The sequence below is a fragment of the Paraburkholderia sp. 31.1 genome (assembly GCF_014397645.1).
Lineage (GTDB): Bacteria > Pseudomonadota > Gammaproteobacteria > Burkholderiales > Burkholderiaceae > Paraburkholderia > Paraburkholderia tuberum.
Genome location: NZ_VZQN01000007.1, coordinates 24,706 through 45,643 on the forward strand (window position 1 = coordinate 24,706; position 20,938 = coordinate 45,643).

Consider the following 20,938-nt stretch of genomic DNA (forward strand, 5'->3'; position numbering starts at 1 on the left):
GGTTTTCCCCTTTGCAAGAACCTGTTTCCCGCGCATCGCGGCGGTTTCCACTTGCCCCATGCACGAGCGACGCTATCAACCTTGCTGAATATAAACCGGCAACGCCACTGCATTCGCCGCCGGATCGCCGGCCGCATTGGTCGGCAAATACTGTGTCTGAAACGCGGTAAACATCGCGGCAAACCCATCGGCGCGCTGCACGATCACCGCGCCGTCCTGGAACGCGCCGTTTTCGTTGTAATGCGGGCCGCGCGGATTGCCCTGATTCATGTGAGTCTCGTGAAGACCGTCCTTCTTCGGCAGAAACAGAAAGCCGAACCCGTAGACCACGATGCCCGCGGTGGTCGGTGTCCAGAAATCGCGGTTGTGCAACTGGCCGCTGCCGTTGTCGTAGGGCAGACTTTGCGACGGCTTGCTTTCGTCGATGGTGAGGATTTCGTCGATGATGTCGTTGACGTCGGCGCGGTTGCCGTTTTGATCCTCGTAGGGGACGGGCCGCATGCGGTGAATGTCGAGCAGGCTGCTGTCCTGGAAGTAATCGAGCCGTGGAAAGCCGCTCGTGTAGAGGCCGAGGGTCAGGGGCTGCAGTTTCGCGGTGAGTGGATCGGCGAAGTTCAGATCGGCATAGAAGTACACGTCGTCGTTACCGCTTGCGCCCGGTTGCGTCGACGCCGAATTGACGACGATGTTGAATGGCGTGTTGTCGTTGCCGGTCACCGTGATCACATAGTGCGGACTGCCTATATACGAATCTTTGAAAGGCGCCGCGCGCAGCAGTTTTCCCTTGAACATGCAGTATTCGTTCATGACTGAATGACCTTCTCGAAGTTGACGAACGGAAAGCGACGTATCCAAGCATACGGTGCTACACGTCGATAGACAACCGCACTCGCTGTCATACGCTTGCAATGTTTTTATCCCGACGCTATTGCGGTGTGCGAGCAATGGTCATCACGCGTGGCGCTACGGGTTGGAGACGCGCAAGGACAAGGCGTGGCATTTCCTCGCGCCGGACGACGGCTGACGGGCCAGGCGGCCGTCGAACAGATCAACGAGGGGTGCTCGACGGAACGAAGTCGCCCGGTCAATGCGCCCGCGATCGGCGACCTGTTCGATCTTTTCGACTTCGACCGGGACTCCGACACGCACGGGCATCATGACGGGTCGCACCCGGACCATGATGCAGGCAACGGCGGTAAGGGCTGGTGGCCTTTCTGACCATAACCTGGAACGCTCGCGCGACCGGTACAACGTAAAGTAGGACCGCCGCGCATTCCGGCGGCGGTCACGGGGGGCGGATGATCGGTGCGATCCTGCGGCTGACCGGCGATTTGAAGGCTGTGCGGGCACTCGACGGCTGAGGGAAACTGAATCGCAACCACGCAGTGCTATCGGATGCCCACCTGTCGCGCGGTCGCATCGATCGCCGCTTTTGCCTTTGAGACGATTTCGTCGATTTCCGGCCGGCTGACCACGAGCGGCGGCGACAGCAACATCCGGTCGCCGCTCGCGCGCATGATCAGATTGCCGTTGAAGCAGAAGTCGCGGCACATCGTACCGACATCGCCGCCATTCGCGAAGCGCTTGCGCCCGAGCGGCTCCTCGGCGAGTTGCACGCCCGCCACGAGGCCCGCGCCGCTGATCTCGCCAACGATAGGATGACCGGCGAACGTCTCACGCAGTTTGTTCTGAAAGTACGGACCCGTATCCACTTTGACGCGCTCCACGATCCTCTCGTCGCGCAGCAGTTTCAGATTCGCAAGCGCGACGGCCGCCGCGACCGGATGCCCGGAGTAGGTGAGGCCATGATTGAAGTCACCGTTGTCGATCAGTGCGCGGGCGACGCGATCATGTAGACCGACAGCTCCCATCGGCACGTAACCGCTCGTCAGTCCCTTCGCGAGCGTGATCAGGTCCGGCTCGAAGCCGAAGTGCTGATGCGCGAACCATTCGCCGGTTCGGCCGAAGCCGCCGATCACTTCGTCCGCGACGAGCAGCACGTCGTACTTGCGGCAAATGCGCTCGATTTCCGGCCAATACGTCTCAGCCGGAAAAATCACGCCGCCCGCTCCCTGGAAAGGCTCACCGATAAATGCGGCGACATTGTCCGCACCGAGTTCGAGAATCTTCGCTTCGAGCTGCCGCGCGCGAGCCAGCGCGAATTCTTCCGCCGTCTGATCGCTTGCCGCTTCGCCGAAGAAATAGGGCTGATCGATATGCACGATGTTCTCGACTTTCGATGGCATCTGCTCATGCATATAAGCCATGCCGCCGAGCGTGCCGCCCGCGATCGTCGACCCGTGATAAGCGTTTTTGCGCGCGATGACGAACTTCCTCGCGGGCTGTCGGTGCGTCGCCCAGTATTGATGGACGATGCGCAGCACGGTGTCGTTGCCTTCCGAGCCGCTGTTGCAGTAGAAGAAGTGATTGAATGGGGCGGGCGTCAGTTCGGCGAGCAGGGCAGACAGTTCAATCACGGGCGGATGCGTCGTCTTGAAGAACGTGTTGTAGTACGGCAGTTCCCGCATCTGCCGGAATGCGGCGTCGGGCAGTTCCTGGCGGCCGTAGCCGACGTTCACGCACCACAGTCCCGCCATGCCGTCGATGATCTTGTTGCCCTCCGAGTCCCACAGGTACACGCCTTGGGCCTTGACGATCACGCGAGAACCCGCGCGATTGAGCGAGCCCATATCCGAGAACGGATGGATGTGATGCGCGGCATCGAGCGCGCGGTATTCGGCGGTGCTGCGCGATGTGGCTTGCGAGGTCGGCGCGTCCTTCGTGCCGCCATGCTGCGACGTTTCCTTTTGCGTATACATCACGTCTTCAGTCTTATAGCTCATACTGCCTCCGTCTTTTCAAGGTTCTCATTGACCGATTGGCCCGCAGCACTCAAACGTGCAGCAGCAAATGCCGGCGTTCCCACGAACTGATCACGCGGAAAAACGCTTCGTATTCGGTCTCTTTCAACGCGAGATACGCGCGGACGAACTGCTCGCCGAGTACTTCGGCAATCGGTTCGCACGCGCTCATCGACGTCAAGCCTTCTTCGAGATTGCGCGGTAATTGATAGGGCAGAGCATAGCCGTCGCTCGCCAGCGGTTCGGTCGCGGCGAGCCGCTGCGTGATGCCGAGATAGCCCGCCGCCAAGGTCGCGGCAATCGCCAGATACGGATTGCAATCGACACCCGGAATCCGGTTCTCGATGCGGCGCGCGACCGGCGCGGAATGCGGAACCCGGAAGCCGACCGTGCGATTGTCATAACCCCACGCGACATTGATCGGCGCGGCCATGAAACGCGACAGACGCCGGTACGAATTGATGTACGGCGCGAAGATCGGCATCAGCGCCGGTGTGTATTTCTGCAAGCCGGCGATATAGCCGGTGAACAGCGAGGTCGGCTCGCCGTCGGCGGCGGTGAAGAGATTGCGGCCGGTTTCCATATCGACGAGGCTTTGATGCATGTGCATCGCCGAGCCCGGCTCACCTTCCATCGGCTTCGCCATGAAAGTCGCGTACATCTTGTGACGCAACGCCGCTTCGCGCACGGTGCGCTTGAAGAGAAACACACTGTCCGCGAGCTTGAGCGGATCGCCGTGCATGAAGTTGATTTCCATCTGCGCGGCGCCGACTTCGTGTATCAGCGTATCGACTTCGAGTTCCTGCACGTCGCAGTACTCGTAGATGTCTTCGAACAACGGGTCGAATTCGTTGACCGCTTCGATCGAATACGCCTGGCGTCCGGTTTCGGCGCGACCCGTGCGTCCGACCGGCGGTTGCAACGGCAGATCGGGATCGCGGTTCATGTCGACCAGATAGAACTCGAGCTCCGGCGCGATCACCGGTTTCCAGCCGCGCGCCTTATATAGATCGAGCACGCGCCGCAACACACAGCGCGGCGAGATTTCGACCGGGGTGCCGTCGAAATGCACGCAATCGTGAATCACCTGCGCGGTCGGGTCGACTGCCCACGGAATCATCCGGATCGTACTCGCGTCGGGTACGCACACCATATCGGGATCGGTGACGCCGGTCAGCGAATCGCTTTGCGGATAGTCGCCGGTGACGGTCTGGATCATCACCGCCTGCGGCAGACGCATCGACTCGCCCGATTCGAACTTGCTGCGCGGAATGATCTTGCCGCGCGCGATGCCGGCCATGTCCGGAATAATTGCTTCGATTTCGGTGACATGATGCTTTTTCAGAAATTCGTCGATGTCATGCATGATTGTTCTCTCTGTTTTGGTCCGCGACCTGGGTCATGGTGCAGGGTTTCGTGTATGCATGCGCTGGCGACACGCGTCGCCGAAGGTGCGAAATATCGCGCGGCGAGGTGGGAAAACGTCAAGGCGAGTCGACGCCAAAGCGAATCCGCGCAATAACGCGCAGCGCTTACCGATTAGAAGCGGTTCGACTGAATCCGTCGCGATGCGCGGTGATCAGTCAGTGCCGCGCGGACGCAAGCAGCCAACTCGCGAAAACGCGAGCAAACGGACGAATCGAGCAGCGAAAAGAGAAAGACGAGAGGCGCTACGGCAGCAGCGAAGCGACTTCGTCTGTGCGCACCGCGATGAACGCGCGCGCGGAGAGGACGTTGCGGCGTCGAACGGAACGACGCGACAGGACTGTGATGACGGACAGAAAGCGGCGAAACGCAAGGCTGCCGTTGCTGCCGTCGGCGCTGGCGCCGTCAGCGCAAGTACAACGCGCCTGACTGCGATTCCAATTCACCAAAGGGCCTCGGACTCTCACGATGACACTCGACTGGCGTAGTTGAGGGTATTGAACGGCCTGTTTCGAATCCACAGCGGATATTGAAGAAACAGGACACGGGTTGATCGAGAAGAAACGGTACTAGCTTAATTCGCCGCGCCGCCCACAAGATCTCCCACTAGCTAGGATATACGAGCTAAAAATGCCGTCAATTTATTTTTAGATTTTGGCAAAGCGGCATCGAGCGTGATGCCGCATGTTTCGTCTACTGTTCATTCACTCCGCGAGACGTGCGGTGATCTTCGCGGCGGTTCTGGTCGGCTTTAGCACAGGTGGCGAGTCGGCGTTGTGAAAGAACGCCGACGAAGTCGCGCGCGACCGACGAATGGGCGCGGCGCACGACGCGGCGCGGCCTGCATGCGCCGCGCGGCAAGTGGATCAAACCGGTTTGAGAAGCATGATTTGCCTCGCTTCAGGCGAGGCGGTCCGGGAAGAGGCCCGTTGCCTCACGCATCCTCGGACGGATCATAGGGCACCACGCGCTCATGCTCCTCCGCGTGATTGCGCGCGACGATCGCGCGCGCCGCGGCGTTCGCGTCGAGATTGAACGGCTGATGCGGCACGCCCGGCGGAATGAACAGGAAGTCGCCCGGCTCGGTGATGACCGACTCGCGCAAGCCCGGGCCGTAGCGCGTCTCGATCTTGCCTTCGAGCATATAGATCGCCGTCTCGTAGTCGGCGTGAAAGTGCGGCTCCGCATGGCCGCCAGGCGGGACCACGACCATGTACATCGACAGCCCGGTGCTGCCCGCGGTGCCCGCCGAAATGCCGACGAAATAGGGCAACTGCTGCATCGTCGCGATTTCCCGTTCGGGCCGCACCTTGACCACCGGGGCCCGCGCGTCGTGCGTATCGTTTGACATGGTCACTCCTTTCGTCGCCGCCGTGCCGGGCGGCTTCACGCATGCCGAACTGAAAGTCTAGACGATACGGGCGGCAATGTCGGACGTGATCGAGCGGACCTGGTGAAGCGCGGGCGAGCGCGAAATCGCGTTGCTACAATGGTCGGCATACCCCGACAGAGATCACGGAGACAGCACATGGCCACGCTTCAACCCATCAGCCGCTACCCGGTGCCCGAGCCGAGCGAGTGGCCCGAAGACATCAGTGCCCGCATTCTCGAAGTGCAGGAGAAAGCGGGTTTCGTGCCGAACGTGTTTCTGACGCTCGCGCATCGGCCCGACGAATTCCGCGCGTTCTTCGCTTATCACGATGCGTTGATGCTGAAAGAGGGCGGTCTAACGAAAGGCGAGCGGGAGATGATCGTGGTCGCGACGAGCGCGGTCAACGATTGTCTTTACTGCGTGGTCGCCCACGGCGCGATTCTGCGCATCTACGAAAAAGTGCCGCTGCTCGCCGATCAGGTCGCGGTCAATCACCGCAAGGCCGACATCACGGACCGCCAGAAGGCGATGCTCGATTTCGCGCTGAAGGTGTGCCGCGCGTCGGGCGCGGTCGACGAAGAAGACTTCCAGACACTGCGCGGCCACGGCTTCACCGATGAAGACATCTGGGACATCGCGGCAATCACCGCGTTTTTCGGGCTGTCGAACCGGATCGCCAACGTGATCTCGATGCGTCCGAACGACGAGTTCTATCTGATGGGGCGTGTGCCGAAAGACGCGGCGGATACACCGAAAAAGTAGCCTCGGCTGGAATCGCTTCAGCATCTCTATCGGCAATTCGCATCACGCCTGCGCGGGGCGAGATGAACGCCGCGCGGGCGTCATCACCACGGTGTCGTCGATCGGGAAATGCAGCAGTGCCGCGATCAATCCCGCCGCGACCGTCGCTACCCATAGCAGTGAGTACGAGCCCGTCAGATCGAACACGAGGCCACCGAGCCACGCGCCGAGAAACGAGCCGATCTGATGGCTCAGAAAGCACACGCCGAACAGGCTGCCGAGGTGACGGGTGCCGAACACCTTGGCGACTAGCCCGCTCGTCAGCGGTACGGTGCCGAGCCACGTGAGGCCCATCACCGCCGCGAAAATCACCACGGACACAGCGCTTTTCGGCAGCGCGAAGAATGCGGCGATCGTCGCGCTGCGAATCAGATAAAGCCAGCCGAGCACATGATGTTGGCGGAACCGGCCGCCGAGCCAACCGCATGCCCAACTGCCCGCCATGTTGAACAGGCCGATCAGCGCAAGCGCGGTGGCGCCCAGCCCGATCGGCATATGACACAGCGTCAGATACTCGGGCATTGGGCAGACGTTGCGTGCCGATCGCGATCAGCGAAAACGCCTCGGAGACGTACGACAGACAATCCGCGCCAATCGCCGTTAGCGAGATGCCGCGCGGCTCGCGCACGAACAGTTCGACGCCGAGCGCTCCCTCGAGTCCGACGATGCCGTGACTGATCGCGCTCGGCGTGACGTTCAGCTCGGCGGCGGCGAGCTTGAAACTTTGATGCCTGCCGGCCGCTTCGAAAAAGCGAAGCGCGGGCAGGGGCGGCAGACGAAGCGGCATGTGCGTTCCCCAAGGCGCCGCGTCGTGCGTGGTGCGCGTGCCGGGTGGTGTTGGCGGGTGTAACGAGCTTGCTGTTTGGCGCAAGCATACCTTGCGCCGGCGCCTGGCGAGTGGGTGGTCAAACCGCCGGCAAAATCGCCGCAAAAAGCCGCCGCTGCAAAATCATGGCGAGGCCTGTCTATTTTCCGCGGCCTCGTTCGTCGTCCCTACAGGAAGGGCGGCAAAGCGACGAGGCCCGCTCGTCTTCCGTCCGTTTTTCTGACGATTTCTCACAAGGAGATGACTGATGAACGACGCAAACACTTCGATGCATACGCTGAAACCGGCCCGCGAACTGGCCGACTTGCCCTCGCGCTTTCCGGGCGAGAGCCCCGAATATCGACGCGCGCGCAACGCGTTGCTCGCCGAGGAGATCGAGCTGCGCCGCCAGATCGAGCGTATCGCCGCGCAGCGTCGCGCGCTGCCGGCGGGCGGCGTCGTGCTGGAGGATTACCGCTTCGACGGCGAAGCGGGCCCGGTCACGCTATCGCAGATGTTCGGCGCGCACGACACGCTCGTGACCTACAACTGGATGTTCGGACCGCAACGCGCGCGGCCGTGCCCGATGTGCACGTCGCTACTGAGCGCGTGGGACGGCGAAATGCCCGATATCCTGCAGCGCGTCGCGTTCGCGGTGATCGGCCGCTCGCCGATCGACAGGCTCGTCGCGTTCAGGCAGGAGCGCGGCTGGCGGCATCTGCGGCTGTATTCGTCGGGCGGCAACACGTTCAATCGCGATTACGCGGCCGAAGATCCCGCCGGCGACGACCTTCCCGCGCTGAACGTATTCACGCGCACGGGCGGCGTCGTGCGGCACTTCTGGGCCGAGGAGATGGGGCCGTCGACGTCGGACCCCGGACAGGATCCGCGCGGCGCGCCCGATCCGATGTCGTTGTGGACGATCCTCGACATGACGCCGGGCGGCCGTGGTACCGACTGGTATCCGAAGTTGGCGTATTGAGCGGCGCTGCCCTGGAGCGATCGAGCGCTACGAATGCGTCTGCGCCGCGTGACTCTGGGCGAGCGCGGTCCACAGAAACGTGCCGACCGCGCTCGCCCGCATCGGCAGGCTGAACAGATAACCCTGCACCGCGCGCGCGCCGAGCGCCTTCACGACCTGGGCCTGCAGCGGTGTTTCGAGTCCTTCGACCACGCATTCGAGCCCGAGGTTGCGGCATAGGTCGATCACGGATTTGATGATCTTCTTCGAGGCGCTATTGGTATCGACGTCGCTCACGAAGCTGCGGTCGATCTTGATCGCGTCGAATGGCAGCCGATGCACGTAGCTGAGGCTCGAATAGCCGGTGCCGAAATCGTCGAGCGACAGCCGGCAGCCGGCCTGCTTCAGCATCGTCATCGCGCTGTGCGCCTGCTCGAAATCGCGCGTCAACGCGGTTTCGGTCATTTCGAACGTCACGCGATGCGGCGACACGCCGCTTGCCGCGACGATGTCGATCAGGCGGCGCGCGCGCGCCGACGTCGAGATATCGATCGCGGACAGGTTGAACGACAGATACAGATCGGCGGGCCAGTGCGCGACCTCGGCGAGCGCCTGGCGCAGCAGCACGTCGGTGATGCCGAGGATCAGCTCGGTCCGCTCTGCAATCCGAATGAATTCCTCCGGCCTGACCATGCCGAGCCGCGCGTTGTGCCATCGACCGAGCGCTTCGAGGCCGATCGGCCGGCGCGTGAGCAGATCGTAGATCGGCTGGAACTCGAGGAACAGCTCCGCTTCGAGGTCCGCATGGCGCAGCTCCTGCGTGACGAGGCTTAGACGCCGCATCTGCGTTTCGTGTTCGGTCGAGAAAATCACCGGCATGCCGCGGCGGTTTTCCTTGCCGACATAGAGCGCGGCGTCGGCGCGTTCGAACACCTGCGCGACCGTCGAGCCCGCGTCGGGAAACGCGGCCCAGCCGATCGTGCCCGACAGCTCCGCGACATTGTCGGCGACTTGATAAGGCTGGCTGAGCGCATCGCAGATACGCTGCCCCAACTCGACCAGCGCTTCGTTCGACACCTTGTGGCGCACGAGCACGCCGAATTCATCGCCGCCCAGACGCGCGAACATCAGGCCCGTTTCGCCGATCAACACGAGCCGCGTGCCGACTTCCTGCAGCACGAGGTCGCCGCTCGCGTGACCGTAAATGTCGTTGACCTGCTTGAAGCCGTCCAGATCGATGAGGCCGACGTTGAAGCCGCCACCGGTTTCGAGCGCCTGCTCCGATATCGCGCTCAGCGCCGCGAAGAAACTGCGCCGGTTCGGCAGGCCGGTCAGACTGTCGATGCTGGCGAGCCGGTAGTTGTCGTCGCTGAGCCGTTGGGTGTTGTGCTGGCTTGCCTGCAGTTCGCGTTGCGCGTGCACCGCGTCTGCAAACGTGCGCCAGTAAAGCTGGATGACCGCCGCGAGCGCGACGCCGACCAGCGCCATGTCGACGGCCATCGCGAAGAACACCGGCGAGCCGCTCGACACGAGGAAGCCGGAGAAACTCAGGATGACGATGCAAAGCAGCAGAAGCGCGGGCTTGCGCAGATGGATCAGGCAGAACATGCTGCCGACCAGCGTCGTCGCCATATAGAACGCGACCTGCCCCTGCTGGTAGGCGGTGCCGTACGGAAACAGCAGCACCGACCAGCCGCTGAACGCGACGCCGAACACGCCGACGATCCATGTCACGCTGCGCAATTCGCGGACCGCCTGAGCGTCCGTCATCTTATGGTTGCGTTTGCGCCACCAGCGCACGCAGCGAAACACACACAGCGCGCCGAGCGTGCCGGGCACATACATCGACAGCCAGGCCGGCGCGCTGTCCAGATGCGTCGCCGCCACCGCCGCCGTGTTGACGAGCAGGATGAAGTAGAGAAGCGGTACCTGGCGGCGGAACGCGTGCAACTGCGCACGCATCAGCTCCCGGTCACCCTCGGCGACCGACAGTACCTTCTTCAATCTCGCAAGCCAAGCCATCGCCATCCCTTTAACGTTTGCGCGCTAAACGCAGCTGTTTATATCGGCGCGAGGCTGATTAACTTGAGCGCTCAAAGGGGTAACGGAGCATCGCAGTCAAGGGTCCGTGAACCCGGCTGCGCGCTTACGGATAGTCGGGCGGTAAGTACTACCTGGCGGCGCGTGTTGGCGGCGCTGGAACCAGACGTTCGTGCCGGATGCCGATCGCGAGACTCGAGCAAAAGGCGGCCTTCGCGCATGCTCAAAGCGTGGGGCACGACAGCACCCGCTGCGGCCGCATGGCGGTGCCGGGCTGGCCGGCCGGCGCGGGCGTGCCACGCGGCGCGGCCGAGACGAGCCGGACCGCGTCGGCGCCAGCATTCGCGAGCACGTATTTTTCCGGGCTGTCATCGGGCTGCCAATACGCGCGAAACACGTCGCCGTCGCTGAACACGAGCAGCTTGCCGTGCACCGTCTTTCCGCCGCCGACGAAGTCGACCGGTTCGCCGTCGCGTAGCGAAAAGCTCTGCGCGGCGCTGGAGTTCGTCGCACCGACGAGGGTCGCGCACGCGTTGTCGTCGGCCGCGGCCGCCGCCGACGACAACGCGCCGAGCAGCGCGCATGTTGCAAAGTGGCGAATTCTCACTTCTTTATGTCTTGCCGATAGTTAACTTGTGACATGTGTCGCAAATGGTGCGCCCGCGCATCGGGAAAAGGGCTATCGTCATCGGGAAGCCGGCGCGGGATCGCGTAACGCGACCTAAAGTACTGAAATTGCAACGGATTGTGATGCGCGGCGAATGCTCATGAGGCGGCGCGCGCGCATAAGCTCGCGATTCTTATGGCAGTTTGGGGCGCAAAAACGTCAAAACGGCGCCTCCGCCTTGATACAAGCCTTACACCAAGGGTTTGCGCGAAGGTGCGCCTATGCGTTAGTGTGTCGGTCCCGGCGCCTCAGAGGGCGCCGGTTCCATGATTACCATACGGGAAGTGCTATGAACAAACAGGAACTGATTGATGCAGTCGCCGCAGCGACGGGCGAAAGCAAAGCGGCAACCGGCCAGACCATCGACGCGATCGTCGAGGCAGTGACCAAGGCCGTGGTGAGCGGCGATACGGTGCAACTGGTCGGTTTCGGTTCGTTCTCGACCGGCGCGCGCGCGGCACGCGTGGGGCGCAATCCGTCGACGGGCGAAGAGATCCAGATCGCCGCGGCCAAGACGGTGAAGTTCACCGCAGGCAAGGCGTTCAAGGAAGCCGTCAACGCGTCGTAAGCAACGCGCTTCACGTCGGAGCATTCGCGATGCGCGCCGCAGCCCCGCTGTGAGGCGCGCGTGAGTGATGCGTCGGGCGTGAGGATCACGCGCTGCCCAGCCCGGCCAGGCGATTCGCCGGCAGCTGGTGCGGCGCGTGTGTCTGGCTCCTTGAGCCAGGCGTTCGTGGGCTCGACCGGCTTCGATCGAGTCTGAAGCGGACCCGCCGCGGCCATCGCGATCGGGCGGTCCGTGCGTTGCCCTGTCAGCCCGCGCGACGCTTGCGGGTTGCCTCGGCGAGCGTGGCGAGCACCGGTTCGGTCTGCGCCCAGCTCACGCAGGCATCCGTGATCGACACGCCGTAACGCAACGGCACACCGGCCTTCAGATCCTGACGGCCTTCTTCCAGATGACTTTCGAGCATCACACCGATGATGCGGCGCTCGCGCTCCGACAGTTGCCGCGCGATATCGTCCGCGACCTCGATCTGCCGCAAGTGCGATTTGTTCGAGTTCGCATGCGAGCAGTCGATCATCACCTGCTCGCGCAGACCCGCTGAACTCAGCGCTTCACAGGTCGCCTGCACCGACGCGCTGTCGTAGTTCGGCCCTTTCTTGCCGCCGCGCAGGATCACGTGCGCGTCGTCGTTGCCGCGCGTTTCGAAGATCGCGGCCATGCCCATTTTGGTCATGCCCATGAACGCGTGGCTCGCACGCGCCGCGACGATCGCGTCGGCGGCGATCTGCACGCCGCCGTCGGTGCCGTTCTTGAAGCCGATCGGGCAGCTCAGGCCCGACGCGAGCTGACGATGACTCTGGCTCTCGGTCGTGCGCGCGCCGATCGCACCCCACGCGATCAGATCGGCGATGTATTGCGGGCTCAACAGGTCGAGAAACTCGGTCGCCGTGGGCAGGCCCAGACCGTTGATGTCGAGCAGCAATTGCCGGGCGAGACGCAGGCCTTCGTTGATGCGGAAGCTGCCGTCCAGACGCGGATCGTTGATGTAGCCTTTCCAGCCCACCGTCGTGCGCGGTTTCTCGAAGTACACGCGCATCACGATCAGCAGATCGTCCCGGTAGTGATCGGCGGCGGCCTTCAGCTTGCGCGCGTATTCGATCGCCTGGTCGTGGTCGTGAATCGAACAGGGGCCGACGATCAGCACGAGCCGGTCGTCGCGGCTGTGCAGAATGTCGGCGATTTCGACGCGAGTCGTCTCGACCAGCGACTGCACCGCGGGCGGCACCGGCAGTTCGTCCTGCAGCAGCGCGGGGGAAATCAGCGGACGGACCGCGCCGATGCGCACGTCGTCGATGCGCGTGGTGTCCTGGGTGGCGTCGGCCGAGCCGACTTCCTGATCGTGCAGGGGATTGTCGAGGGCGCTCAAGATGTTCTCCGCAATCGGTTGATGAGGCGGCCTTGCCGCCTGATTATGCGAGCGCCGCCGCGATGAGGGCGTGCGGGCGCCGCGTGGGTTTGACGTGGACCGTGCGGGTTGGGTTACTGCGTGCCTCGGGCGAGGTTTGACGCAAGGTCTTGCGTCGGGCTTGACGCGAAGCCGACGCGACCGCGCACGGATGCGCTGGCGCGATTATGACACCCGCGCCGGCCTCATGGCAGGCGGACCGGCGGGCAGGCGGCGCGGCGGATTCAGAGCTTCTTGAGCAACGCCATCGCGGCGGCCGGATTGCGCTCCTTGAAGCCGCTGATCACATATAGATAGACGTCGCGCGTGGCGGCTTTCGCGGGCGGCTCCGCGCAGGTCTCGAGATCGTCGGGCGTGATGCCCGCGGCGAGCTGGCGCGCGCGTTCGGCCCATGCGTCGAGCGCTTTCGTCGAATAGCCTTTGGCTTGCTTTTCGCTCGTGCCCATGATGCGCGCGTAGACGAACGGCGCGGTGATGTCGGCGATCTGCGGATACTCGCTGTCGGCCGCGAGCACGACCGCGACCTTGTACTTGCGCGCCAGCGCGATGAGTTCCGGTGTCCTGAACGAATCGTGACGAACCTCGACCGCGTGCCGCAGCTTTTGTCCTTCGATGCTCGCGGGCAGCAGCTTCAGAAAGGCCTCGAAATCGTCGGCGTCGAATTTTTTGGTCGGCGCGAACTGCCAGTTGATGGGCCCGAGCTTCTGCTTGAGCAGCAGCACGCCGCTTGCGAAGAATCGCTCGATCGTGTCGCCGGCTTCGGCGAGCACCTTGCGGTTGGTCGCGTAACGCGGCGCCTTTAGCGAGAACACGAAATCGTCGGGTGTCTCCTGATACCACTTCTCATAGCTGGCCGGTTTCTGCAAACCGTAGAACGTGCCGTTGATTTCGATCGACGTCAGATGCCGGCTCGCATATTCGAGTTCGCGGCTTTGCGTCAGGTCTTCCGGATAAAACGGCCCGCGCCACGGCGCATAGGTCCAGCCGCCGATGCCGATGCGAATGCGTGCGGCGGACGTGGATCCGGACGACGTTTCGGTTGATTTTTTCGTTGGCGCTTTCTTTGCGGCTTGCGGTTTGTCGCCGCGTTCTTCGCCAGACTTCTCGCTTCGCTTGTTGCTTTCCTTCGCGCTTGTCGCTGCGGGCACTTGGGCTCTCCTTCGGGCTGCGGCGGGAAAGCTCGTAGATTAGCCGCTTTTCTCGCGGCGCGCGGCGCTTGCCGGGCCGGGGGCCTCGGCCTTGCCTTCGCCGGCCGCGGCGCTGGCTTCGTCGAAACGACGACTCGCTGCGGCCACTTCCACGCGAAAGCGCTGCAACGCGCCGAGCGCGAGGTCGGGCGGCGTCAGCGCGACCCACAGCACGTCGATCAGCTGATCGGCGGTGGCGTCGATATCGATCTGCCGGTTCGTCAGCGTCGCGTCCCACAGCACATGCTCCATCGGGCCGAACACCATCGAGCGCAACAGGCGCAGCGGCATGTCGGAGCGAATCTCGCCGCTTTGCTGGCCTTGCGCGAGCACGCGCATCAACGGCGCGGTGTAGCGGCGCTGCAGTTCGGTCAGCGCTTCGCTCAGTTCGTGATGCCGCGCGCGCCCTTCGGACAGCACCAGCGCGCACAGATCGGTGCCATTCACGAGCATCAGCCGCAGATGCATGCGCACGATGAACGCGAACTGCTGGCGCACGTTGCCGTCGCGCGGCAGGCCCGCTTCGATCGCGTCGATGATCTCGTCGTACCAATCGCCGATGACACGAGCGCACAACTCGCGCTTGCCGCGAAAGTAGCTGAACACCGTCGCCTCGGAAACGCCCAGGCGCTGCGCGATTTCCGCGGTCGTCGCGCGTTCGTAGCCCTTTTCGGAGAACACGTCGCGCCCCGCCTGAAGAATCTCCTTCACGCGCTGCTGCGACTTGCGCCCGGCCGGCTGGCGACGCGAGACAGGTAATCCGGCCTTCTCGGCAACCGTCATATGAGTAAAATTCAGATTTTTGATGCGGATTGGGGCTCGAGCTGGCGATTGAACGCTGCGTCTATGCCCGGTGAACGCGATCGTAGCACCGAATCGGCCGGCTCATGCGGGTTTGTAAATTTCTGAGTAACACTCAAAAATACCTATTGACGCATACGTCAATCTGGCGTGAAATGCGCGTTGACATGCTTCCGCGTGCCGCTTCGCGCTCCACCAGCGGCCGCCCACGAACTCAGGAGACACCGCAATGCCCAATCTGCCCGGTTTGCAGTTCCCGCTCGGCGAAGAGATCGAAATGCTGCGCGACAGCATTGCGTCGTTCGCCGCCAAAGAAATCGCGCCGCGCGCCGGGGAGATCGATCGCACCGATCAGTTCCCGATGGACCTGTGGCGCAAGTTCGGCGACCTCGGCGTGCTCGGCATGACGGTTTCCGAAGAGTACGGCGGCGCGAACATGGGCTATACCGCGCACATGGTCGCGATGGAGGAAATTTCGCGTGCGTCGGCATCGGTTGGCCTGTCGTACGGCGCGCATTCGAACCTGTGCGTGAACCAGATTCATCGCAACGGCACCGACGCGCAGAAGCGCAAGTATCTGCCGAAGCTCGTGTCGGGCGAGCACGTCGGCGCGCTCGCGATGAGCGAGCCGAACGCGGGCTCGGACGTGGTCAGCATGAAGCTGCGCGCCCAGAAGAAGGGCGATCGTTACGTGCTGAACGGCACCAAGATGTGGATCACCAACGGCCCCGACTGCGACACCCTGGTCGTCTATGCAAAGACCGATCCCGAAGCGAATTCGCGCGGCATCACCGCGTTCATCGTCGAGAAGGGCATGAAGGGTTTCTCGGTCGCGCAGAAGCTCGACAAGCTCGGCATGCGCGGCTCGCACACCGGCGAGCTGGTGTTCCAGGACGTCGAAGTGCCGGAGGAAAATATCCTTGGGGCATTGAACGGCGGCGTCAAAGTGCTGATGAGCGGTCTCGACTACGAACGCGCGGTGCTCGCGGGCGGCCCGACCGGCATCATGGTCGCGGTGATGGACGCGGTCGTGCCGTATATCCACGACCGCAAGCAGTTCGGCCAGTCGATCGGCGAATTCCAACTGATCCAGGGCAAAGTCGCCGATCTGTACACGACGCTGCAGGCATGCCGCGCGTATCTGTACGCGGTGGGCCGCCAACTCGACACGCTCGGCAACGACCATGTGCGCCAGCTCCGCAAGGACTGCGCGGGCGTGATTCTGTACACGGCCGAAAAGGCGACCTGGATGGCTGGCGAGGCGATCCAGATTCTCGGCGGCAATGGCTATATCAACGAGTATCCGGTCGGTCGTCTGTGGCGCGATGCGAAGCTCTATGAAATCGGCGCGGGCACGAGCGAGATTCGTCGCATGCTGATCGGCCGGGAGCTGTTTGCCGAAACGCTGTGATGCAAGCGCGCGTGAGCCCCCTCAATACGCCGCACTTTGGAGAAGCGACGTCATGCCGATCATCGAATCGAAACTGAACCCACGCTCGGACGACTTTCGCGCGAACGCGGCGGCGCTCGAAGCGCTCGTCGCCGATCTGCGCGCGAAGATCGAGCAACTCGCGCAGGGCGGCGGCCAGGCCGCGCGCGACAAGCACACGAGCCGCGGCAAGCTGCTGCCGCGCGAGCGGATCGCGCAACTGCTCGATCCGGGCACGCCGTTTCTCGAACTGTCGCAACTCGCCGCGTACGGCATGTACAACGACGACGCGCCGGGCGCCGGCGTGATCACCGGCATCGGCCGCATCGCGGGACAGGAGTGCGTGATCGTCTGCAACGACGCGACCGTGAAGGGCGGCACCTACTATCCGGTCACCGTGAAGAAGCACGTGCGCGCGCAGGAAATCGCCAGCGAAAACCGCTTGCCGTGCGTGTACCTCGTCGACTCGGGTGGCGCGAATCTGCCGAATCAGGACGACGTATTTCCCGATCGCGATCACTTCGGCCGCATCTTCTACAACCAGGCGAATCTGTCGGCCGCGGGTATTCCGCAGATCGCGGTCGTGATGGGCTCGTGCACCGCGGGCGGCGCGTATGTGCCGGCGATGAGCGACGAGTCGATCATCGTCAAGAACCAGGGGACGATTTTTCTCGGCGGCCCACCGCTCGTCAAAGCCGCGACCGGCGAAGTGGTCAGCGCCGAAGATCTCGGCGGCGGCGACGTGCATACGCGTCTGTCGGGCGTCGTCGATCACCTTGCGCAGAACGATGCGCATGCGCTCGGGATCGCGCGCAGCATCGTCGGCCATCTGAACCGCGTGAAGCCGGCGCCGCTCGTATTGCAGGAGCCGAAGCCGCCGCGCTACGACACCCAGAGCATCTACGGCGTGATTCCGGTCGACACGCGCAAGCCGTTCGATATCCGCGAAGTGATCGCGCGTATCGTCGACGATTCCGCGTTCGACGAATTCAAGGCGCGCTACGGCACCACGCTCGTCTGCGGCTTCGCGCATATCTGGGGGCATCCGGTCGGCATCGTCGCGAACAACGGCATTCTGTTTTCGGAGTCGGCGCTGAAGGGCACCCACTTCATCGAGCTGTGCTGCCAGCGCAAGATTCCGCTCGTGTTCCTGCAGAACATCACCGGCTTCATGGTCGGCCGCAAGTACGAAAACGAAGGCATTGCGAGGAACGGCGCGAAGATGGTCACCGCGGTCGCGACCGCGAAGGTGCCGAAGTTCACGGTGATCATCGGCGGCTCGTTCGGCGCGGGCAACTACGGCATGTGCGGCCGCGCGTATTCGCCGCGCTTCCTGTGGATGTGGCCGAACGCGCGCATCTCGGTGATGGGCGGCGAGCAGGCCGCGTCGGTGCTCGCCACCGTCAAGCGCGACGGCATCGAAGCGAAGGGCGGCAACTGGAGCGCGGAGGAAGAAGAGGCGTTCAAGCAGCCAATCCGCGAGCAATACGAGCGTCAGGGCCATCCGTACTACGCGAGCGCGCGGTTGTGGGACGACGGCGTGATCGACCCCGCGCAAACTCGCGACGTGCTTGGGCTGGGTTTGTCGGCGGCGATGAACGCGCCGATCGAAGACACGCGTTTCGGCGTGTTCAGAATGTGATGGCCCGCGTCACCGCGATGCGACCGCGTAAGGCAAAGGAGTGTTACGCATGCAATACGAAACGCTGAAGGTCGAGCTTGCCGGCCAGATCGCGACGGTCACGCTCAATCGTCCGGACGTGCGCAACGCGTTCAACGAAACGATGATCGCCGAGCTGACCGCCGCATTCACCGCGCTCGACACGCGCGACGACGTGCGCGCGGTCGTGCTCGCCGCGAACGGCAAGGCGTTCTGCGCGGGCGCCGACCTGAACTGGATGAAGAAAATGGCCGGCTACTCGGACGACGAGAACCGCGCCGATGCGATGCGGCTCGCCGGCATGCTGTCGGCGGTGTATCGCTGCAACAAGCCGGTGATCGCGCGCGTGAGCGGCGACGCATACGCGGGCGGCATGGGCCTGATTGCCGCGTGCGACATCGTCGTCGCGGTCGACAGCGCGCACTTCTGCCTGTCCGAAGCGCGGCTCGGGCTGATTCCCGCGACGATCGCGCCATACGTGATTCGTGCGCTCGGCGAGCAGGCGTCGCGGCGCTACTTCCTCACCGCCGAGGCGTTCGACTGCGCGAGCGCGTTGCGGCTGGGTTTGGTCAGCGAAGCGGTGAGCGCCGAGCAGCTCGATGCAACGGTCGCGCAGCTCGCGCAGACGCTGTGCGCGAACGGCCCGCAAGCGGTGCGCGCCTGCAAGCGGCTCGTGCAGGACATCGCGGGCCGCGAGTTGAGCGACGCGCTGATCGAGGACACCGCCGTGCGGATTGCGAAAACGCGGGCCGGCGCAGAGGGCCGCGAAGGCGTGGCGTCGTTCCTCGAAAAGCGCACGCCGGGCTGGCGCAACTGACATGCTCCGCTAACAACCATCGCCCCGTACCGCCCATTTCATCGAGACACTCATGTTCAACAAGATCCTGATCGCCAACCGGGGTGAAATTGCGTGCCGCGTCGCGGCGACCTGCAAGCGGCTCGGCATCGCGAGCGTGGCCGTCTATTCGGACGCCGACGCCAACGCGAAACACGTCGCCGCCTGCGACGAAGCGGTGCATATCGGCGGTTCGACGGCGGCGCAAAGCTATCTGCGCATCGAGCGGATCATCGAAGCCGCGCGCGCGACCGGCGCGCAGGCCGTGCATCCGGGCTACGGCTTTCTTTCGGAAAACGAAGACTTCGCGCATGCGTGCGAGGCGGCCGGCATCGTCTTTATCGGACCGCCGGTCGAAGCGATTGCCGCGATGGGCTCGAAGGCCGCCGCGAAAGCGCTGATGCACGCGGCCGCGGTGCCGCTCGTGCCCGGCTATCACGGCGACGACCAGGAGCCGCAGCTGTTGCAGCGCGAGGCGGACACGATCGGCTATCCGGTGCTGCTGAAGGCGAGCGCGGGCGGCGGCGGCAAGGGTATGCGCGTGGTCGAGCGCAGCGCGGACTTCGCGGCCGCGCTGCTGTCGTGCAAGCGAGAGGCGGCGAGCAGCTTCGGCAACGATCGCGTGCTGATCGAGAAGTATCTGACCCGGCCGCGTCACGTCGAGGTCCAGGTGTTCGCCGATCGGCACGGCGGCGCCGTTTATCTGTTCGACCGTGACTGTTCGGTGCAGCGGCGTCATCAGAAAGTGCTCGAGGAAGCGCCCGCGCCGGGGCTCCCGGCCGAGGTCAAGCGCGCGATGGGCGAAGCGGCCGTGGCCGCCGCGCGCGCGGTCAACTACGTTGGCGCGGGTACGGTCGAGTTCATCATGACGCCGACCGGCGAGTTCTATTTCATGGAGATGAACACGCGGCTGCAGGTCGAGCATCCCGTCACCGAGATGGTGACGGGGCAGGACCTCGTCGAATGGCAGTTGCGCGTTGCCGCGGGCGAGAGTTTGCCGCTCACCCAGCAGCAGTTGAAGCTCGACGGCCACGCGATCGAGGCGCGCATCTACGCAGAGCATCCGGCGCGCGGCTTCCTGCCGTCCACCGGCACGCTCAAGCATCTGCGCATGCCCGAAGGCGTCGAGTTCGCGATCGACGCGGCCGGGCTCGGCGAGCCGGGCCGCAAGGCGCCGGTGCGTCTCGACAGCGGCGTGCGCGAGGGTGACACGATCACGCCGTTCTACGATCCGATGATCGCCAAGCTGATCGTGCACGGCGCGACGCGCGAGGAGGCATTGGCGCGCCTCGCGCGTGCGCTGCATGCCTGCGAGGTGGTCGGGCCGCATACGAACGTCGAGTTTCTGCGGCGCATCGTCGTGAGCGAGCCGTTCGCGAGCGGCGAGCTCGACACCGGTTTGATCGAGCGTCATCACGACGTGCTGTTCGCGCCGGCACAGAAGCCGTTCAAGGAAGCGCTCGCGCTCGCGTGCGCCGCGTTGTTGACGCGCGAGGGCGGCACCGCGCACGGCGCGTCGCCGTGGGACGCGCTGTCGCACTGGCGGCTCAATAGCGGCTACACGCAAACGCTCGGCTGGCGCGTGATTGACGACGGCGCCAACGACGACAGCCCCGACGCGTTCACGGTCGTTTTCGCGCGCAACGGGGACACGCAAGCGCTCGTGCAAACACTCGAACACGACGGCGTGCGCGAGGACTTCACATGGTCGGTCGGCGCGGGCGCCCATGAATTCCGCGCGACGATCGGCGATGCGCGCGTGACGGGGCGTGTATTCGTCGACGGCGACAGGTTCCACGTGTTCTGCCATGGCGAGACGCTCGCATTCGAATGGCAGAACCTGCTCGCGCATGCCGCGGATGCCGAGCACGGCGAAGGCCGTCTGACGGCGCCGATGCCGGGCAAAGTGATCGCGGTGCTGGTCGAACCAGGCGCGGTGGTCGAGAAGGGCGCGCCGCTGATCGTGATGGAAGCGATGAAGATGGAGCATACGATCGGCGCCCCGGCGGCGGGCACGGTCGCCGAGGTGCTGTATGCGGTCGGCGATCAGGTCGCCGACGGCGCGCAACTGCTGGTGCTGGAGGTGCAGCAGGCGGGTGAATAAGCGCGTCGAGTGGCAGATGA

18 protein-coding genes and 2 pseudogenes are annotated in these 20,938 nt (G+C 64.0%); 8 read left to right on the forward strand and 12 right to left on the reverse strand.

From position 1 onward, the window contains the following. Window positions 1–75: 75 nt before the first annotated feature. Complete coding sequence (locus F6X37_RS06380; RefSeq protein WP_187610712.1) at window positions 76–807, reverse strand: DUF2278 family protein; 732 nt, start codon at window positions 805–807, stop codon at window positions 76–78. Window positions 808–993: 186 nt separating this feature from the next. On the opposite strand from F6X37_RS06380, the gene F6X37_RS06385 reads away from it, so the two are divergent. Continuing rightward, the gene (locus tag F6X37_RS06385) at window positions 994–1,218 is read left to right on the forward strand and encodes a hypothetical protein (RefSeq protein WP_187610818.1); all 225 of its coding nucleotides are present in this window, start codon (window positions 994–996) and stop codon (window positions 1,216–1,218) included. Window positions 1,219–1,388: 170 nt separating this feature from the next. Here F6X37_RS06385 and F6X37_RS06390 read toward each other — a convergent pair whose 3' ends face one another. The 4 genes from F6X37_RS06390 to F6X37_RS06400 all read right to left on the reverse strand — a co-directional run bounded on the left by F6X37_RS06390 (window position 1,389) and on the right by F6X37_RS06400 (window position 5,637). After that, the gene (locus F6X37_RS06390; RefSeq protein WP_187610713.1) at window positions 1,389–2,843 is read right to left on the reverse strand and encodes an aspartate aminotransferase family protein; all 1,455 of its coding nucleotides are present in this window, start codon (window positions 2,841–2,843) and stop codon (window positions 1,389–1,391) included. A 49-nt stretch (window positions 2,844–2,892) separates the two neighbouring features. After that, window positions 2,893–4,227: a glutamine synthetase family protein gene (locus F6X37_RS06395; RefSeq protein ID WP_187610714.1), complete on the reverse strand. Its 1,335-nt coding sequence runs from the start codon at window positions 4,225–4,227 to the stop codon at window positions 2,893–2,895. 304 nt (window positions 4,228–4,531) lie between these two features. Then, entirely contained in the window at window positions 4,532–4,753 is a 222-nt protein-coding gene (locus tag F6X37_RS36710; protein WP_026226309.1) for a hypothetical protein, read from the reverse strand. 467 nt (window positions 4,754–5,220) lie between these two features. Further along, on the reverse strand, window positions 5,221–5,637 hold the full coding sequence (locus F6X37_RS06400; RefSeq protein ID WP_187610715.1) for a cupin domain-containing protein: 417 nt from the start codon (window positions 5,635–5,637) through the stop codon (window positions 5,221–5,223). A 177-nt stretch (window positions 5,638–5,814) separates the two neighbouring features. On the opposite strand from F6X37_RS06400, the gene F6X37_RS06405 reads away from it, so the two are divergent. Continuing rightward, a complete protein-coding gene (locus F6X37_RS06405) occupies window positions 5,815–6,420 on the forward strand; it encodes a peroxidase-related enzyme (protein ID WP_187610716.1) in 606 nt (201 codons plus the stop codon). A 42-nt stretch (window positions 6,421–6,462) separates the two neighbouring features. Here F6X37_RS06405 and F6X37_RS06410 read toward each other — a convergent pair. Next, window positions 6,463–6,981 (reverse strand): annotated as a pseudogene (locus tag F6X37_RS06410) (MFS transporter); the annotation flags it as partial. Then, window positions 6,956–7,246: pseudogene (locus F6X37_RS06415) on the reverse strand (LysR family transcriptional regulator); the annotation flags it as partial. The pseudogenes F6X37_RS06410 and F6X37_RS06415, both read right to left, overlap by 26 nt. Window positions 7,247–7,532: 286 nt before the next feature. Between F6X37_RS06415 and F6X37_RS06420 the strand changes: the two are divergent. After that, window positions 7,533–8,246 (forward strand): DUF899 family protein, encoded by a 714-nt coding sequence (locus F6X37_RS06420; RefSeq protein WP_187610717.1) that lies wholly within the window; start codon window positions 7,533–7,535, stop codon window positions 8,244–8,246. 27 nt (window positions 8,247–8,273) lie between these two features. Here F6X37_RS06420 and F6X37_RS06425 read toward each other — a convergent pair whose 3' ends face one another. Further along, window positions 8,274–10,247, reverse strand: a complete 1,974-nt coding sequence (locus F6X37_RS06425) for a putative bifunctional diguanylate cyclase/phosphodiesterase (RefSeq protein ID WP_187610718.1) — start codon at window positions 10,245–10,247, stop codon at window positions 8,274–8,276. A 241-nt stretch (window positions 10,248–10,488) separates the two neighbouring features. Continuing rightward, window positions 10,489–10,872, reverse strand: a complete 384-nt coding sequence (locus tag F6X37_RS06430; protein ID WP_187610719.1) for a hypothetical protein — start codon at window positions 10,870–10,872, stop codon at window positions 10,489–10,491. Window positions 10,873–11,221: 349 nt separating this feature from the next. Between F6X37_RS06430 and F6X37_RS06435 the strand changes: the two genes are divergently transcribed. Further along, window positions 11,222–11,500 carry an HU family DNA-binding protein gene (locus F6X37_RS06435; protein WP_013092091.1) on the forward strand — a complete coding sequence of 93 codons (279 nt, stop codon included), beginning with the start codon at window positions 11,222–11,224 and terminating at the stop codon, window positions 11,498–11,500. Window positions 11,501–11,744: 244 nt separating this feature from the next. Here F6X37_RS06435 and F6X37_RS06440 read toward each other — a convergent pair whose 3' ends face one another. The 3 genes from F6X37_RS06440 to F6X37_RS06450 form a co-directional block, all read right to left on the reverse strand. After that, window positions 11,745–12,863 carry a 3-deoxy-7-phosphoheptulonate synthase gene (locus F6X37_RS06440; RefSeq protein WP_316251943.1) on the reverse strand — a complete coding sequence of 373 codons (1,119 nt, stop codon included), beginning with the start codon at window positions 12,861–12,863 and terminating at the stop codon, window positions 11,745–11,747. A 263-nt stretch (window positions 12,864–13,126) separates the two neighbouring features. Next, a complete protein-coding gene (locus tag F6X37_RS06445) occupies window positions 13,127–14,050 on the reverse strand; it encodes a DUF72 domain-containing protein (RefSeq protein WP_187610720.1) in 924 nt (307 codons plus the stop codon). A gap of 39 nt (window positions 14,051–14,089) precedes the next feature. Then, window positions 14,090–14,872 carry a TetR/AcrR family transcriptional regulator gene (locus F6X37_RS06450; RefSeq protein ID WP_187610721.1) on the reverse strand — a complete coding sequence of 261 codons (783 nt, stop codon included), beginning with the start codon at window positions 14,870–14,872 and terminating at the stop codon, window positions 14,090–14,092. 247 nt (window positions 14,873–15,119) lie between these two features. Here F6X37_RS06450 and F6X37_RS06455 point away from each other — a divergent pair, with 247 nt between their 5' ends. From F6X37_RS06455 to F6X37_RS06470, 4 genes are read left to right on the forward strand one after another with little or no spacing between them, the layout of a single operon-like run. Beyond that, the gene (locus F6X37_RS06455; RefSeq protein WP_184064705.1) at window positions 15,120–16,301 is read left to right on the forward strand and encodes an isovaleryl-CoA dehydrogenase; all 1,182 of its coding nucleotides are present in this window, start codon (window positions 15,120–15,122) and stop codon (window positions 16,299–16,301) included. Window positions 16,302–16,353: 52 nt separating this feature from the next. Then, on the forward strand, window positions 16,354–17,961 hold the full coding sequence (locus F6X37_RS06460) for a carboxyl transferase domain-containing protein (protein WP_187610722.1): 1,608 nt from the start codon (window positions 16,354–16,356) through the stop codon (window positions 17,959–17,961). 49 nt (window positions 17,962–18,010) lie between these two features. Next, window positions 18,011–18,796: an enoyl-CoA hydratase/isomerase family protein gene (locus F6X37_RS06465; RefSeq protein WP_187610723.1), complete on the forward strand. Its 786-nt coding sequence runs from the start codon at window positions 18,011–18,013 to the stop codon at window positions 18,794–18,796. A 52-nt stretch (window positions 18,797–18,848) separates the two neighbouring features. Further along, entirely contained in the window at window positions 18,849–20,918 is a 2,070-nt protein-coding gene (locus F6X37_RS06470; RefSeq protein ID WP_187610724.1) for an acetyl/propionyl/methylcrotonyl-CoA carboxylase subunit alpha, read from the forward strand. The last annotated feature ends 20 nt before the right edge of the window (window positions 20,919–20,938 follow it).